The sequence below is a fragment of the Massilia luteola genome (assembly GCF_034420155.1).
Taxonomy (GTDB): domain Bacteria; phylum Pseudomonadota; class Gammaproteobacteria; order Burkholderiales; family Burkholderiaceae_D; genus Telluria; species Telluria luteola.
In genome coordinates this window covers 61,577-77,398 of record NZ_JAXOFN010000011.1, presented here as the reverse complement: position 1 = coordinate 77,398, position 15,822 = coordinate 61,577, and the positions used below count along the sequence as shown (strand labels likewise).

Sequence of the window (15,822 nt, the reverse complement as noted above, 5' to 3'; positions counted from 1 at the left end):
TGGCGGCGACGCGTCACGACGCTGCCCAAAGGACGGGAAAACCCCTAGAATAGTTGATTCACGGAATCAGCCACCCATCGGAGCATCATGTCACCGGAAATCCTGCTCTTCGCCGCCCCGGCGACTCTCGCCGCGACCCTCGCCGCTGCCCTGTTCGGCCTGTTGATCGGCAGCTTCCTGAACGTGGTCGTGTACCGCCTGCCCGTGATGGCGCAGCGCGAACTCGACAACTACATCGCGCACGAGGCCGGCAAGGAATTGCCACACCCGGACCGCTTCAACCTGATGGTGCCCCGCTCCGCCTGCCCCCATTGCGGCCACCAGATCACGGCGCTGGAAAACATCCCCATCGTCAGCTGGCTGTTCCTGCGCGGGAAGTGCAGCGCCTGCAAGGCGCCGATCTCGCCGCGCTATCCGGTCGTGGAAGCCGTCACGGGGCTGCTGTCGGCCGTGCTGATCTGGCATTTCGGCAGCGGCTGGCTGGGCCTGGCGAGCCTCGTGTTCGCGTACTTCCTGATCTCGATGACCTTGATCGACTACGACACGAAGACGCTGCCGGACGACCTCACCTACCCGCTCTTGTGGCTGGGCTTGCTCGTCAACCTGGGCGGCACCATCGTCCCGCTGCGCGACGCCGTCATCGGCGCGATGGCCGGCTACCTGTCGCTGTGGGCCGTGTACTGGCTGTTCAAGCTCGCCACGGGCAAGGAAGGCATGGGCTACGGCGACTTCAAGCTGCTCGCCGCGCTGGGCGCGTGGATGGGCTGGACGATGCTGCCGACCATCATCATCCTGTCGTCGGTCGTCGGCGCCATCGTCGGCATCGGCCTGATCGTGTTCGCGCGGCGCGACCGCAATAATCCGATCCCGTTCGGTCCCTATCTCGCGGCGGCTGGTATGATCGCACTCTTGTACGGAACACCATTGACCCGCTACGCGCAGGGTTTCCTGGCCTAGCCTCCCGGCCAGGCCCGAGGTACGCATGCACACACCAGGCCCGGCCGTTTCAACTCCTCAATCCGCCCCCCGTTTCGCGGTGGGCCTCACCGGCGGCATCGGCTGCGGCAAGACGACCGTGGCCGACCTGTTCGGCGCGCGCGGCGCCGCCGTCATCGACACCGACCGGATCGCCCACGGCCTGACGGCCCCGCACGGCGCCGCGATGCCCGCGCTGATCGAAGCGTTCGGCCCCGCATACGCCACCCCCGACGGCGCCCTCGACCGCGCCCGGATGCGCGCCCTCGTGTTCTCCGATCCGGACGCGCGCACCCGCCTGGAAGCCATCCTGCACCCGCGCATCCGCGAAGCGACGGCCGCGGCCGCGCTGCTGGCGGGCGGTCCATACACGATCTTCGTCGTCCCTTTGCTGATCGAATCGGGCACGTGGCGCGAACGCGTGGCGCGCGTGCTCGCGATCGACTGCTCCGAAGACACGCAGGTGGCGCGCGTGATGGCACGCAACGGGCTGGCGGAGGAACAGGTCCGCGCCATCATGGCGGCCCAGGTGTCGCGCGCGCGCCGGCTGGAAGAAGCGGACGACGTGATCCGCAACGACGCCGGCGTCGACGCGCTGCTGCCGCAAGTGGAGCGCCTGCACCGGTTTTATCTCGACGCAGCGGAAAAATTGGCAGGACAACCAAGCCAGCGTTTGTAATTTTGTGCATCATGGTTCAGAATCACGTGGTTGCCAGCCTACATTCTTAAGGATGTCATTTTGATCGTCTACGAATACCCATTCAACGAGCGCATACGCACGTTGTTGCGGCTGGAGGACCTGTACGAGAAGTTCAAATTCTTTGTAGCGCAGGACCATCCTCTGCAGCACCATGTCGCGCTCGCGACGATCTTCGACATGCTGGAAGTGGCGGGCCGCGCGGACCTCAAGTCCGACCTGCTGCAAGAGCTGGAACGCCAGAAGCAAAGCCTGCTGGGCTACCGCAGCAATCCCGCCGTCGCCAAGGACATGCTCGACGCGGTGCTGGCCGAACTCGACGCCGTCAGCAACGCCCTCGTCAACGCCCAGGGCAAGACGGGCCAGAACGTGCGCGACAACGAATGGCTGATGAGCATCCGCGGCCGCACGATCATCCCCGGCGGTGCCTGCGAATTCGACCTGCCCTCCTACTACGCGTGGCAGCGGCGTCCGGCCGAACAGCGCTACGCCGACATCACGGCCTGGTTCGCGCCGCTCGCGCCGCTGTTCGACGCGCTGGCCCTCGTGCTGCGCCTGCTGCGCGATTCCGGCGGCCCCGTCAAGATGATCGCCGTGGCCGGCAGCTACCAGCAGATGCTGCAGGGGAAGGTCTACCAGATGCTGCGGCTGTCCGTGGATGACGCGCTGGGCGCGATCCCCGAGATCTCCGCCAACAAGTACATGCTGTGGGTGCGCTTCACGACCCAGGGCGGCGATTTGAAACCGAAGCCGCTGGAAGAAGACGTCCCGTTCGAGCTCACGCTCTGCAATTTCTGATCACCGATTTTTTTAGAAGCACACCATGACCGTCGTATCCTGCCCCACCTGCGGCAAGAAGGTCGAATGGACGGAGGCCAACAAGTTCCGCCCGTTCTGTTCCGATCGCTGCAAGCAAATCGACCTGGGCGCCTGGGCCGAAGAGAAGTACACGATCCCCGGCGCGCCGCCGGGCGACGCCGACGACGATTCCGTCTCGAAGGAATAAGCGCTTACCAGGGAGGTCGCATGCCATTCGTCACGCTCACCGTCCGCAAGCCCAAGAACGCCGAATTCAAGGACAAGGTGTTCGCCGCCGTCCACGCCGCGCTCGTCGCGACCGGCGTGCCCGACACCGACAAGTTCCAGCGCGTGCTGGAACTCGATGCGGCCGACTTCCGCTACGACAGCCGCTACCCCGACGTGACGACGACGCGCACGGACGACTTCGTGCTGATCGAGATCGTCTGGTCGGTCGGGCGCAGCGTGAAGGTCAAGAAGACGCTGCTGGCCGAGCTGATGGACCACCTGCGCGCATCCGGCTTCGATCCGGAAAACGTCATGGTCGTGTTCAAGGAGACGAACTGGGAAAACTGGTCGTTCGCGGGCGGGCGGATCCTGCACACCTGAAGCGCGCCGCGCTGGCCGCGATCGGCTTCGACCGGCCAGGTCGGCGGCCATGGCTGCAAAGGCCAGTTAGCTGTGCGGACCGATGTTGCCCGATCCGGTGAACGACCAGGGTCTATCTGACTGACGAAAGGCCAGCGGCATCGGTTTTTACGTCGTTCCCGCGGCGGCGGAAACCCGGGTTTGCGAGACCGTCCCCTGCGCGGGATACCGCACCTGGTCCAGCCATGCCAGCAACGGAATGGTGGCCGGCAGCAGGGGACTGACGGCATACGCGCCCTGCCAGGCGAACGCCTGCCCTTCCAGGCTTTGCGGCTCGCCGTCCCATTCGCGGCTGATGTAGAAGTACAGCCGCACGTGCGCATGCTCGTACACGTGTTCGACGCAGCACCACGGCTCGGCCGAGATCACGTTCACGCCCAGCTCTTCGACGAACTCGCGCTGCAGCGCATGGAAGATGTCTTCGCCCGGCTCGACTTTCCCGCCCGGGAATTCCCAGTAGCCGGCATACGGCTTGCCGTCGGGGCGCTGGCCCAGGAGCACGTCGCCGTTCGGGCGCATCAGGACGCCCACGGCGACGTCCACCGGTTTCGAGGTGATATCAATGCGCGCCTCAGACATCGACCTGTTCCTGTGCCGGCGCGGGCGGCAGCTTGCCGGCGTAGTCCTTGGCGAACTGCCAGGCCACGCGGCCCGAGCGCGAGCCGCGGCCCAGCGCCCAGCGCAGCGCGTCGCCGCGCGCGGACGCGATCTGCGCCGGCGTGCAGCCGAAGCTCGCCAGCCAGTGGCCGACGATGTCCAGGTAGTCGTCCTGCTTGAACGGATAGAACGACAGCCACAGGCCGAAGCGCTCGGACAGCGAGATCTTTTCCTCGACCGTCTCGCCCGGATGCAGGTCGCCGTCGTCCGTGTGCTTGTAGCTCGCGTTGTCCGACATCCTTTCCGGCATCAGGTGCCGCCGGTTCGACGTCGCGTAGATCACCACGTTGTCCGACTGCGCCGCGATGCTGCCGTCCAGCGCCACCTTCAGCGCCTTGTAGCCCGCTTCGCCCTCTTCGAAACTGAGGTCGTCGCAAAAGATCACGAAGCGCTCCGGGCGGCCGGCGACGATGTCGACGATGTCCGGCAGGTCGGCCAGGTCGGCCTTGTCGACTTCGATCAGGCGCAGGCCCTGCGGCGCAAACTGGTTCAGGCACGCCTTGATCAGCGACGATTTGCCGGTGCCGCGCGCGCCCGTCAGCAGGACGTTGTTGGCCGGGCGCTTCGCCACGAACTGGCGCGTGTTCTGCTCGATCTGGTCCTTCTGCGGGCCGATGTGCTGCAGGTCGGCGAGGCGGATGTTCGACGCGTGCGCCACCGGCTGCAGGTATTTGACGTTGCCGCTGCCCGCGCGCTTGCGCCAGCGATAGGCATAGCCGTGCCGGAAGTCCGGATCGCGCGGCGCGGCGGGCGGCAGCAAGGCCTCCACGCGCGCCAGCAGGGCTTCGGCGCGGTGCAGGAAGTTATCCAGCTGGTTCATCGGCTCAGGAACGGTAGTCGGCGTTGATCGAGACGTAGTCGTGCGACAGGTCGCAGGTCCACACGGTTGCCTCGGCCTCGCCGCGCGCGAGCACGACGCGCACGAGGATCTCGGCCTTCTTCATCACGCGCTGGCCATCCTCTTCCTTGTAGTCCGGGTTGCGGCCGCCGGCCTTCGCGACCAGCACGTCGTCCAGGTACAGGTCGAGCTTTGCCGTGTCGAGATCGTCGACGCCCGCGTAGCCGATGGCGGCCAGGATGCGGCCCAGGTTCGGGTCGGACGCGAAGAACGCGGTCTTCACGAGCGGCGAGTGGGCGATGGCGTAGGCGATCTTGCGGCACTCTTCCATGTCGCGGCCCTGCTCCACCGTGATGGTGATGAACTTGGTGGCGCCTTCGCCGTCGCGGATGATCTGCTGCGCCAGGTGGCGCGCAATGCCGCTGACGGCGTCGCGCAGCGCCGCGTAGTGCGGGCTGTCGGTCGAATCGACGACGAGCGTGCCGGCGCCCGTGGCGACGAGGATGAAGGAATCGTTGGTCGACGTGTCGCCGTCGATGGTGATGCTGTTGAACGAGCGGTCGGCCGCGTACTTCACCAGTTCGTCGAGCACGGGCTGCGCGACTTTCGCATCGAACGCCAGGTAGCCCAGCATCGTCGCCATGTTCGGCTTGATCATGCCGGCGCCCTTGCTGATGCCGGTCATCGTGACGGCGTGGCCGTCAATGGTCGTCGTGACCGACGCCGCTTTCGGCTGGGTGTCCGTGGTCATGATGGCTTCGGCCGCGTTGAACCAGTTGTCCGCCTTCAGGTTCGCGATCGCGGCCGGCAGGCCCGCGACGATCTTTTGCACGGGCAGCGGTTCCAAGATCACGCCCGTGGAAAACGGCAGCACCTGCTGCGCGTCGAGGCCCAGCAGGCGCGCCACTTCGGCGCACGTGGCCTGCGCGTTCGCGAGGCCCGGCTCGCCCGTGCCCGCGTTCGCGTTGCCCGTGTTGACCACCAGCGCGCGGATCGGCTTGCCGCCCGCCTTCACCGCCTCGAGATTCGCCTTGCTCACCTGGACCGGCGCCGCGCAGAAGCGGTTCCTGGTGAACACGCCGGCGACGGTCGCACCTTCGGCGAGCTTCATCACCAGCACATCCTTGCGGTTCGGCTTCTTGATGCCGGCTTCGGCGTAACCGAGTTCGATGCCGGCGACGGGTTTCAGGTCGGCGGCGACGGGCAGAGGGGAATTGACGGCCATGGCGTTCTCTAATGAAAAGATGGAAAGAAGGTGCGGTATTGTACCGCCTGCGCGAGACAGGCACGGTCCGCCGGTGCGTACGTCGCCCCCGCGCAGGCGGGCGCCCGGTTTGCTTGCGTACCGACGGCCCGGGAACGACGACTCACCTGTTAATACACACTTAAGTCGGCCAATTGATAATCGGCAACACCACCCATCCGGCGATGCCGTTTTGGTAAGATGTTCCATCCACCGGAGAAGCCATGACCGACAACCAACGCGATGTGCTGAGCGCCTGCTTTTCGCTGGCGATCGTCCTGTTCGCCCTGCTCGTGACGCAACGCTTCATCCTGCCGCTGCTGTGGGCCGCCATCCTGTGCATCGCCACGTGGCCGCTGTACGTGCGGGTCCGCACGGCGCTGGGTGGCCGCACCATCCTCGCGGCGGCCCTCGTCACCCTCGCCGCCGCCATCGTCTTCATCATCCCGCTCGCGCTGGGCGTCACGCAGGCCGCGCGCCAGGCGCCGGCGCTGGCCCAGCTGGTCGCCAGCGCCAACACCGAAGGCCTCGCCGCGCCGGAATGGCTGCACCGCATTCCGTTCGCCGGCGACGCCGTCTACAACTGGTGGCTGGCCACGCTCGGCCAGCCGCACGGCCTCGCGCACCTGCTGCAGGACGGTTCCGTCGGCCGCATGCAGACGGCCAGCGAAGTGCTCAAGCGGGTCGGCAGCGGCGTCATGCACCGCCTGGTCGACATGCTGTTCGCCTTCCTCTGCCTGTTCTTCTTCTACAAGGACGGCACCGCCCTGCAGCGCCAGACGGACGCCATCGGCGCCGACCTGATCGGCGTGCGGCGCTGGACGCTGTTTTCGCTGAAGGTGCCCGTCGCCGTGCGCGCCACCGTCAACGGCCTGGTGCTCGTCGGCCTCGCGGAAGGCGTCCTGCTCGGCATCGGCTACCAGCTCGCGGGGCTGCCGTCGGCCGTGCTGTGGGCCGCGGCGTCGGGCGTCCTCGCCATCATCCCGTTCGGCGCCCCGCTCGCGTTCTGCGCCGCCGCCGGCCTGCTGGCGTGGCAGGGCGCGACGATCGCCGCGATCGCGATCCTCGTGCTGGGCTTCATCATCCTGTTCGTGGCCGACCATTTCGTGCGCCCGGCGATGATCGGCAACGCCACGCAACTGCCGTTCATCGCCGTCCTGCTGGGGATCCTCGGCGGCGTCGAGACGCTCGGCCTCATCGGCCTGTTCGTCGGCCCCGTCGTGATGACCCTGTTCGTCACCCTGTGGCACGAGGAGCGCAGCTTCCGCGACGCGAAAGCCCTTGACCCTGACGTCGCGTGAGCCTCGAGACTGTCCCCACGCTGAAGAACGGAGACGAACGATGCTGAAAGTGGGAGAGCTGGCCGCCCTGGCCAACCTGACGGTGCGCACGCTGCACCACTACGACAGCATCGGCCTGCTCCGTCCGCAAGCGCGTTCCGATGCCGGCTACCGGCTCTACGACCGCGACGACGTGGCACGCCTGCACCGTATCCAGGCCCTGCGCGCGTTCGGCCTGAGCCTTTCCGACATCGCCCTCACGCTGGACAGTCCGGCCGGCTCGCCGCTGGCGATCGTCGACCGCCAGTTGGCCGCGCTCGAAGTCCGCATGGCGGAAGCGACGCGGCTGCGCGACCAGCTGCTGCGCGTGCGCGCGCAACTCGTGCGCGGCAGCGCGCCGGACCTGTCCACGTGGCTCACCACATTGGAAAACACCATGGACATGACGAACGTGTACGAACGCTATTTCACCAAGGAGGAACTGGACCGCCTGCCGCTGGTCAGCAACGACGCCGCGAAGGCGCAATGGCAGGGGATGGTCGAACAGGCGCGCGGCCTGATCGACTCGCAGGTCCCGCCGGATGCCGACGCCGCCCGGGCCTTCGCCCTGCGCTGGCTGCAGGCGTTCGCGCGCGACACCGGGAACGACCCGGCGCTGACGGCGAAACTCAACATGATGGTCGAGCGCGAACTGGACGCCGTCGGCATGCCGGCGTCCGTGATGCAGTACGTGCACGCGGCCATCGGTGAACTGAAGCTGGAGACGTGGGCAAAATATGTGCGGCCGGAGGTCGTCGAACGCATGCGCCGCCACTACGCGACCCGCGGCCACGAGTGGACGCCCCTGATCGCACAGATGCAGGCCGAGATGCAGGCCGATCCCGATGCGACCGGCCCGCGGGCGGGCGCGCTCGCGCGCCAGTGGATGGACCTGTTCCACGACATGGTCGGCCGCGACCAGCAGGACATCGACGCCTTCCGCGCCGCCAGCGCGACCGATCCCCTGCTGCGCATGGGATCGGGCATCGGCGGCGAAAGCATCGACTGGCTGCGCAAGGTGATGCAGGCGCAGCGGCCCTCGGCCGTCAAGGACGGCAACGATGCAGCTTAACTGCGCATCTTAACCCCGCGGCTCGTCGCCGGGCGCCGGGCGCGCGATCCGCTCCGCGCGCTGGGGCAACAGCAGCACGAGCAGCAGCATGCCGGCGACGAGCGCCGCGGACGCCGTGTAGCGGCTCAGCGCGAGGCCGCCGGCGGCGACGGGCTTGTCGAGGAAATCGCCGACCGTCGCGCCCAGCGGCCGGGTGAGGATGAACGCGGCCCAGAACAGCGCGGTGCGCGACGTGCGCGTCCAGAAATACAGCGCCAGCACGACGACCAGTCCCGCCGCGAACAGCACCGCGCCGCCGCCATAACCGAGGCCCCAGCCGGTGTCCGGATCGGCGACCCAGTCGCCGAGCGCCGTGCCGAGGGTCTGGGAAAACAGAATCGTGATCCAGTAGTACACCTCGGCGTCGCGCGTATCGAGCCGGTCGATCGACACCGATCCGAGCGCGCGGTGCCAGGCAAACAGCGTCGCCGCCAGCAGCGCGGCCAGCAGGGCCGAGCCGCCGAGGTAGCCGATGCCCAGCGAGCGGTCGCACAGGTCCGCGAGCGTGGTGCCGACCGTCGTGGTGGCGACGATCGCGGCCCAGAACAGCAGCGGGTGGAAGCGGGTGGCGCGGATCTGCGCGCTCAGCATGACGGCCAGCAGCGCCGCGAAGATCGCCGTGCCGGCCAGGTAGCCCAGTTCCATCGACATCGTCACGGCATCGCCCGCCGTTTCGCCAAGCGTCGTCGCAAGGATCTTGATGAGCCAGAAGCCGAGGGTCATGGCCGGGACCTTGGCGAGGTCGTAGCGGGAAGGCGGGGAGTCCATGGAAAGTGCGAAGTGAACGGTCGAGCCCCATCGTAGCGCACCCGGACCGGCCGGGACATTACGATGCGGTCACCATGAAAAAAGGCACCCGCGGGTGCCTTTCGTCGGACGTTATGACATCACGCCAGCTTGCCGTGGCAAGCCTTGAACTTCTTGCCGCTGCCGCACGGGCACGGGTCGTTGCGGCCGACCTTCATGCCCAGGTAGGTGGTGGACGGATCGTCCGCCATCGCCGTCGTGCCCGAGGTCACCGCGAGGGGTGCCATCAATTCTTCCGGCGCGGCCGTCGGATCGAAGTCGGCGTGCTGGTAGTTGACGTTTTCCAGGTGCGCCGCGGCCGCCTGCATGGCCGCTTCCGCCGCCTCGACTTCTTCGCGGGTCTGGATGCGGACGGTCATGATGGTGCGGATCACTTCGTTCTTGATCTGGTCCAGCATGGCGCCGAACAGCTCGAACGCTTCGCGCTTGTATTCCTGCTTCGGATTCTTCTGCGCATAGCCGCGCAGGTGGATGCCCTGGCGCAGGTGGTCCAGCGCGGCCAGGTGCTCGCGCCAGTGCGTGTCGATATTCTGCAGCATGACGTTGCGCTCGAAGCCGCCGAACGCTTCCTTGCCGACGATGCCGACCTTCGCCTCGTACGAGCTTTCCGCCGCGGCCAGCACGCGCTCGAGGATGTCGTCGTCGTTCAGGTTCGGCTCGTCCTCCAGCATCCGCGCCAGCGGCAGGGAGAGCGACCATTCGTCGGCCAGCACGCGCTCGAGCGTGGGAATGTCCCACTGCTCTTCCACCGACTCCGCCGGCACGTGGGCGCGCACGACGTCGGTGAACACGCCGGTACGCAGCGACGCGATCAGCTCGGAGATGTCGGCCGCTTCCAGCAGTTCGTTACGCTGGGTGTAGATCACCTTGCGCTGGTCGTTGGCGACGTCGTCGTATTCCAGCAGCTGCTTGCGGATGTCGAAGTTGCGGGCCTCGACCTTGCGCTGGGCGCCTTCGATGGAGCGGGTCACGATGCCCGCCTCGATCGGTTCGCCTTCCGGCATCTTGAGGCGGTCCATCACGGCGCGCACGCGGTCGCCCGCGAAGATGCGCAGCAACGGGTCGTCCAGCGACAGGTAGAAGCGCGACGAGCCCGGGTCGCCCTGGCGGCCGGAGCGTCCGCGCAGCTGGTTGTCGACGCGGCGCGATTCGTGGCGTTCGGTGCCGATGATGTGCAGGCCGCCCTGCGCGACGACGTGGTCGTGCAGCGACTGCCATTCCGCGCGCATTTTGGCGGCCTGCTCGGCCTTCTGCTCTTGCGCCGACGCCCCGTCGGCCTCGGAACCGGCTTCAATGAGCTGGATCTGCTTCTCGACGTTGCCGCCCAGGACGATGTCGGTACCGCGGCCCGCCATGTTGGTGGCGATGGTGATCATCTTCGGGCTGCCCGCCTGCGCGATGATCTCCGCCTCGCGGGCGTGCTGCTTCGCGTTCAGCACGTTGTGCGGCAGTCCCGCCTTGGTCAGGATGCCGGACAACAGTTCCGAGTTCTCGATCGACGTCGTGCCGACGAGGACCGGCTGGCCGCGCTCGTAGCAGTCGCGGATGTCGTTCAGCATGGCCTGGTATTTTTCCTCGGCCGTCTTGTAGACCTGGTCCTGGCGATCCTTGCGCTGGGACGGACGGTTCGGCGGGACGACGACGGTTTCCAGGCCGTAGATCTCCTGGAATTCGTACGCTTCCGTGTCCGCCGTACCGGTCATGCCGGACAGCTTGCCGTACATGCGGAAGTAGTTCTGGAACGTGATCGAGGCCAGCGTCTGGTTCTCGTTCTGGATGCGCACGCCTTCCTTCGCTTCCACGGCCTGGTGCAGGCCTTCGGACCAGCGGCGGCCCGTCATCAGGCGGCCGGTGAATTCGTCGACGATCACGACCTCATCGTTCTGCACGACGTAATGCTGGTCCTTGTGGTACAGCACGTGCGCGCGCAGGGCGGCGTACAGGTGGTGGATCAGCGTGATGTTGGCGGCGTCGTACAGCGATGCGCCTTCCGGCAGCAGGCCCATCTTCGTCAGGATGGCTTCGGCCTTCTCGTGGCCGGCCTCGGTCAGCAGCACGGTGTGCGCCTTCTCGTCCTTCGTGTAGTCGCCCGGGACCTCGATCTGGCCCTTGCCGTCCGGGGTCTCCTCGCCGATCTGCAGCGTGAGCATCGGCGGGAGTTCGTTGATCTTGTGGTACAGCTCCGTGTGGTTCTCGGCCTGGCCGGAAATGATCAGCGGGGTACGCGCTTCGTCGATCAGGATCGAGTCGACTTCGTCGACGACGGCGAAATTCAGGCCGCGCTGCACGCGCTCGCGCACGTCGTACACCATGTTGTCGCGCAGGTAGTCGAAGCCGTATTCGTTGTTGGTGCCGTAGGTGATGTCGGAACCGTAGGCTTGCTGCTTGCTGTCGTGATCCATCTGCGACAGGTTCACGCCCGTCGTCAAGCCGAGCCAGCCGTACAGGCGGCCCATCTGCTCGGCGTCGCGCTGGGCCAGGTAATCGTTGACCGTCACCACGTGCACGCCCTTGCCGGACAGCGCGTTCAGGTACACGGGCAGGGTCGCCATCAGCGTCTTACCCTCGCCCGTGCCCATCTCGGCGATCTTGCCGTAGTGGAGGACCATGCCGCCGACCAGCTGCACGTCGAAGTGGCGCATCTTCATGACGCGCTTGGCTGCTTCGCGGCAGACGGCAAAGGCTTCGACGAGGATGTCGTCCAGGGAGGCGCCCCCAGCCACGCGTTGCTTGAATTCGGTCGTCTTTGCCTGGAGATCGGCGTCCGACAGCGCTTCCATCTGCGGCTCGAGCGCGTTGATGTCGCGCACGGATTTTTGGTATTGCTTGAGCAGACGCTGGTTACGGCTGCCGAAAATCTTGGTCAGGAATGACATGCTGTGTTCTTCAAAAGTACGCCGCGAAAGGGTCCGAGGAGCCCAGGATGATAGCAAAAACACATCAACCCGAGAGCGCCAATGGCAAAAAGCCACCGATTTTATCATGCGATGCGGCCACACTTGGGGTCCGCCGGGCGGATCACAAGTGTGGCTGGCAAAAATTGTTATCAGATTGCATTCGATTACGCCATTCGCGCATGATTGCTCGCGGCATGGCGCGCGGCTGTGGTAAGGTCCGGGCATGCAGTCCACGAACAAACAGCGTCCCTTCCATATCTACGGCACCCGCGACCGCAAGACGTCGTTCGTCGCCACCGATTTCCTGCGCTCCAACGACCGCCTCGCCGCGCTGATGCCGACCGCCCTGCGCGTGGGCAACCTGCAGCGCGACGTCAAGGTGATCCTGCCGCCGATGTATGCCGGCTGCGACGTGCTGTCGTTCCAGGAAGCGACCCTGACCCTCGCCGTGCCCTCCTCGGCCGTCGCGGCCAAGCTCAAGCAGCAGCTGCCCAAGCTGCAGGCGGGCTTGCAGAAAAAGGGATGGCAGGTGGACAACGTGCGCATCAAGATCCAGATGCGGCCCAACGTGCCGGTGCGCGAGGAATTGAAGCCGTCGTCGCTGACCTTGCCACCGACGGCGGTGGAAGCGTTCGAGCAGCTGGGCGAAACGTTGCCGGAGACGCAGCAGAATGCCGCGCTGATCGCGGCGATCAGAAGATTGGCGGAGAGAAGGAAGAAGTCATAACGTCGTTGCCTCAAACGCCGTCGTTACCTTCAAGGCCGTCATTCCCGCGCGGGCGGGAACGACGTTGTTTTGGGTTACGGTCAAGATAACAGGCGGCGACTTACGTCAGCGCCCACTCCCTTTCCATCTGCGCCTCGTACGACACCGGCGCCCGCTCCTGCGCGCCGAAAGAAACGATCTCGTAGGATTCCGGATGCGCCAGCAGTTCGCGCAGCAGCAGGTTGTTCAGACCATGGCCCGACTTGTGCGCCTCGTAGCTGGCCAGCAGCGGCGCGCCGACGAGGTACAGGTCGCCGATCGCATCGAGGATCTTGTGGCGCACGAACTCGTCTTCGTAGCGCAGGCCGTCCGCATTCAGGATGCGGTACTCGTCCATCACGATCGCGTTTTCCAGCGAGCCGCCGCGCGCGAGGCCCATGCCGCGCAGGCTTTCCACGTCCTGCATGAAGCCGAACGTACGGGCGCGCGCCACGTCGTGCACGTACGATACCTTGCCGAAGTCGACGATGGCGCGCTGCGTCGTGCCGTCCACGGCCGGGTGATTGAATTCGATGAAGAAGTCGAGCTTGAAGCCATCGTACGGGCTCAGGCGCGCCCATTTCTCGTTGGCGCCGCTGCCCTGGCGGACTTCCACGGGCTTCAGCACGCGGATGAATTTCTTGGGCGTGCCCTGCTCCTGGACGCCCGCCTGCTGCAGCAGGAACACGAACGACGACGCCGAACCATCCATGATCGGGATCTCTTCGGCCGTGACGTCGACATACAGGTTGTCGATGCCGAGTCCGGCGCAGGCCGACATCAGGTGCTCGACGGTCGAGACGCGCGCATCGCCCTGCGTGAGCACCGACGCCATGCGGGTATCGCCCACGATGTCCGCATTCGACGGGAACTCGACGACGGGGTCGAGGTCGACGCGGCGGAACACGATGCCCGTATCGGCGGCGGCCGGACGCAGGGTCAGCTCGACCTTGGTCCCGGAGTGCAGGCCGACGCCTGTCGTGCGCACCAGCTGTTTGATGGTTCGTTGTTTGAGCATCGTTCGATTATATCGTAGGGCATTCGAGCCTGCCGGCGGCCCCCACCGGGCGGTGGCAGGAACACCACGTTTTCACGGATGCTCGGCCTCCGCATGCACGGTTTCGTGGCGGATCAGGTACAGGCCGCTGCCGATGATGATGGCGGCGCCCAGCAAAGTATATTCATCCGGCAAGGTTTTCCACATCAGCCAGTCGATCGCCACGCCCCATGCCAGCGCCGTGTACTCGAACGGCGCCACGACCGACGCCTCGCCATGGCTGAACGCTTCCGTCAGCGCCAGCTGGCCGAAAAAGCCGCTGACGGCCAATGCCAGGATCAGCAGCCAGTCCCCGGCCTGGACGGGCACCCAGTGCGGCGCGGCCAGCGGCGTCGCACCGATGGACATCAGGACCATCAGCCAGAACATCATGTGCTCGCCGCGGTCGGTGCGCGCCAGCACGCGGCCCGCGACGGCCGACACGGCATAGCACACGGCCGACGCCAGCACGGCGAGCCCGCCCAGCGTGAAGAAGCCGGCGCCGGTCGGCCGCAGCACGACGAGCACCCCGGCCATGCCGACGGCGATCGCGATCCAGCGCGCGCCGTTCACGCGCTCGCCCAGCACGAACACGGACAGCGCCGTGATCAGGATCGGACCGACGAAGAAGATCGAATACGCCTCGGCCAGCGACAGCGTCTTGAGGCCGTAGGTGAACAGCGACAGCATCGCGACGCCGATCGCGCCACGCAGCAGGTGCAGCGGCCAGCGGATGCGCAGCAGCGAGCGCTGGCCGCCGCGCCAGAACAGATAGGCGGCGACGAGCGGCAGCGCGGACAGCGCGCGGATCGCCGCCACCTGCATCGGCGGGAAGTGCGCGGACAGCAGCTTCATCGTCATGTCCATGAGCGAGAACATGGCGACGCAGACCAGCATCGCGCGGATGCTGCGCATATTCCCCGCCATCCGGCTCACAGCCGCTTCTCCATGAAGATCGACAGCGGGTCCGCGCGGTAATCGCCGAACGGCGCACAGCGCACGAAGCCGGCGCGTTCGTACAGGGCGATGGCCTCGGGCTGGTGGATGCCCGTCTCCAGGCGCAGCATGCCCAGGGCCGACATCCTGGCGAACATGACGAGGTGCTCCAGCAGCTTGCTGCCGGCGCCCAGGCCGCGGCGCTGCGCGTCGACGAACATGCGCTTCACCTCGCCGTAACCGGCGCGATTGACGAGCGCCGCGCAGCCGACCGCGCCGCCGTCGACGTCGCGCGCGACGAGGAACAGCACGTCGCCCTGCATGAGCGACGCGATGTCCATCAGGTGGTTGCTCTCGGCCGGGTACAGCGCGGCGCAGTACGCGTCGAGGCGCGCGAGCAGGTCGCGCACCTCGGGCTGGTCCGGTGTTTCGGCGTTGATGATCAACGGTCGATCAGCCCAGTTGCTTGAGCAGCGTCTCGGCCGACGACACGTCGAAGCCGCCGCTTTCCACGTTCAGCTGCTTGACGACGCCGTCCTGCACCAGCATCGAGTAGCGCTGGGAACGGACGCCGAAGCCCTTCGCGACGAGGTCGAATTCCAGGCCCAGCGCCTTGGTGAACGCGGCGCTGCCGTCGGCCATCATGCGCACGATGCCGGTGGCCTTCTGGTCGCGGCCCCACGCGCCCATCACGAACGCGTCGTTGACGGAGATGCACCAGATCTCGTCGACACCCTTGGCCTTCAATTGGTCGGCCAGCTGGATGTAGCCGGGCAGGTGCTGGGCCGAGCAGGTCGGCGTGAAGGCGCCCGGCAGGCCGAAGATGGCGATGGTCTTGCCTTTCGCGAGGTCGGCCACGTCGAACGTGTTCGGGCCGAGCGCGCAGCCTTCGGTCTCGACGTCGATGAATTCCTGCAGGGAGCCTGCGGGCAGGCGGTCGCCGATCTGGATGGTCATGGTGGTGTTCCTTTCAAGTTTTCAGAACCCGCAAGTATGCCTGAACCAAACAAAACCGGGGTCAGAGCCCTTTTTTTGGCAACAGCCCTCAGGCCATTTCCAAAATTCGGGCTCTGACCCCGGTTTAAAAACGAAAGGCCAGGCTGCTTGGAACAGCC

17 protein-coding genes are annotated in these 15,822 nt (G+C 66.3%); 8 read left to right on the top strand and 9 right to left on the bottom strand.

Annotated elements, in window-relative coordinates; translation table 11 throughout:
- Window positions 1-87: 87 nt before the first annotated feature.
- The 5 genes from U9J41_RS13275 to U9J41_RS13255 are packed head-to-tail and all read left to right on the top strand — an operon-like array spanning window position 88 to window position 3,079.
- A complete protein-coding gene (locus U9J41_RS13275; RefSeq protein WP_322402669.1) occupies window positions 88-957 on the top strand; it encodes a prepilin peptidase in 870 nt (289 codons plus the stop codon).
- 25 nt (window positions 958-982) lie between these two features.
- A complete protein-coding gene (gene coaE, locus U9J41_RS13270; protein WP_322402668.1) occupies window positions 983-1,654 on the top strand; it encodes a dephospho-CoA kinase in 672 nt (223 codons plus the stop codon).
- A gap of 60 nt (window positions 1,655-1,714) precedes the next feature.
- Window positions 1,715-2,470 (top strand): cell division protein ZapD, encoded by a 756-nt coding sequence (gene zapD / locus U9J41_RS13265; protein ID WP_322402667.1) that lies wholly within the window; start codon window positions 1,715-1,717, stop codon window positions 2,468-2,470.
- 25 nt (window positions 2,471-2,495) lie between these two features.
- Complete coding sequence (gene yacG, locus U9J41_RS13260) at window positions 2,496-2,678, top strand: DNA gyrase inhibitor YacG (RefSeq protein ID WP_056449657.1); 183 nt, start codon at window positions 2,496-2,498, stop codon at window positions 2,676-2,678.
- Between the two features lie 20 nt (window positions 2,679-2,698).
- A complete protein-coding gene (locus tag U9J41_RS13255; RefSeq protein ID WP_322402666.1) occupies window positions 2,699-3,079 on the top strand; it encodes a tautomerase family protein in 381 nt (126 codons plus the stop codon).
- Window positions 3,080-3,226: 147 nt separating this feature from the next.
- On the opposite strand, the gene U9J41_RS13250 is transcribed toward U9J41_RS13255, so the two are convergent.
- The 3 genes from U9J41_RS13250 to argJ are packed head-to-tail and all read right to left on the bottom strand — an operon-like array spanning window position 3,227 to window position 5,838.
- Entirely contained in the window at window positions 3,227-3,697 is a 471-nt protein-coding gene (locus U9J41_RS13250; protein ID WP_322402665.1) for an NUDIX domain-containing protein, read from the bottom strand.
- Entirely contained in the window at window positions 3,690-4,595 is a 906-nt protein-coding gene (locus U9J41_RS13245) for an ATP-binding protein (RefSeq protein ID WP_322402664.1), read from the bottom strand. Before U9J41_RS13245 ends, U9J41_RS13250 begins: the two co-directional genes overlap by 8 nt.
- Window positions 4,596-4,599: 4 nt before the next feature.
- Complete coding sequence (argJ, locus tag U9J41_RS13240; RefSeq protein ID WP_322402663.1) at window positions 4,600-5,838, bottom strand: bifunctional glutamate N-acetyltransferase/amino-acid acetyltransferase ArgJ; 1,239 nt, start codon at window positions 5,836-5,838, stop codon at window positions 4,600-4,602.
- Between the two features lie 242 nt (window positions 5,839-6,080).
- Here argJ and U9J41_RS13235 point away from each other — a divergent pair, with 242 nt between their 5' ends.
- Together U9J41_RS13235 and U9J41_RS13230 are read left to right on the top strand one after the other, a co-directional pair.
- On the top strand, window positions 6,081-7,157 hold the full coding sequence (locus tag U9J41_RS13235) for an AI-2E family transporter (protein ID WP_322402662.1): 1,077 nt from the start codon (window positions 6,081-6,083) through the stop codon (window positions 7,155-7,157).
- A gap of 40 nt (window positions 7,158-7,197) precedes the next feature.
- The gene (locus U9J41_RS13230) at window positions 7,198-8,247 is read left to right on the top strand and encodes a MerR family transcriptional regulator (RefSeq protein WP_322402661.1); all 1,050 of its coding nucleotides are present in this window, start codon (window positions 7,198-7,200) and stop codon (window positions 8,245-8,247) included.
- Between the two features lie 9 nt (window positions 8,248-8,256).
- Here the strand turns inward: U9J41_RS13230 and U9J41_RS13225 are convergent, their stop codons facing one another.
- The gene (locus tag U9J41_RS13225; RefSeq protein WP_322402660.1) at window positions 8,257-9,054 is read right to left on the bottom strand and encodes a COG4705 family protein; all 798 of its coding nucleotides are present in this window, start codon (window positions 9,052-9,054) and stop codon (window positions 8,257-8,259) included.
- 119 nt (window positions 9,055-9,173) lie between these two features.
- On the bottom strand, window positions 9,174-11,969 hold the full coding sequence (secA, locus tag U9J41_RS13220; RefSeq protein ID WP_322402659.1) for a preprotein translocase subunit SecA: 2,796 nt from the start codon (window positions 11,967-11,969) through the stop codon (window positions 9,174-9,176).
- A gap of 244 nt (window positions 11,970-12,213) precedes the next feature.
- Between secA and U9J41_RS13215 the strand changes: the two genes are divergently transcribed.
- The gene (locus U9J41_RS13215) at window positions 12,214-12,717 is read left to right on the top strand and encodes a DciA family protein (protein WP_322402658.1); all 504 of its coding nucleotides are present in this window, start codon (window positions 12,214-12,216) and stop codon (window positions 12,715-12,717) included.
- 100 nt (window positions 12,718-12,817) lie between these two features.
- On the opposite strand, the gene lpxC is transcribed toward U9J41_RS13215, so the two are convergent.
- The 4 genes from lpxC to U9J41_RS13195 form a co-directional block, all read right to left on the bottom strand.
- A complete protein-coding gene (gene lpxC / locus U9J41_RS13210) occupies window positions 12,818-13,753 on the bottom strand; it encodes a UDP-3-O-acyl-N-acetylglucosamine deacetylase (RefSeq protein ID WP_322402657.1) in 936 nt (311 codons plus the stop codon).
- Window positions 13,754-13,825: 72 nt separating this feature from the next.
- Window positions 13,826-14,686 (bottom strand): DMT family transporter, encoded by an 861-nt coding sequence (locus tag U9J41_RS13205; RefSeq protein WP_322402656.1) that lies wholly within the window; start codon window positions 14,684-14,686, stop codon window positions 13,826-13,828.
- Between the two features lie 17 nt (window positions 14,687-14,703).
- On the bottom strand, window positions 14,704-15,153 hold the full coding sequence (locus U9J41_RS13200) for a GNAT family N-acetyltransferase (RefSeq protein WP_322402655.1): 450 nt from the start codon (window positions 15,151-15,153) through the stop codon (window positions 14,704-14,706).
- 7 nt (window positions 15,154-15,160) lie between these two features.
- Window positions 15,161-15,664 carry a peroxiredoxin gene (locus U9J41_RS13195; protein WP_322402654.1) on the bottom strand — a complete coding sequence of 168 codons (504 nt, stop codon included), beginning with the start codon at window positions 15,662-15,664 and terminating at the stop codon, window positions 15,161-15,163.
- Window positions 15,665-15,822: the final 158 nt, after the last annotated feature.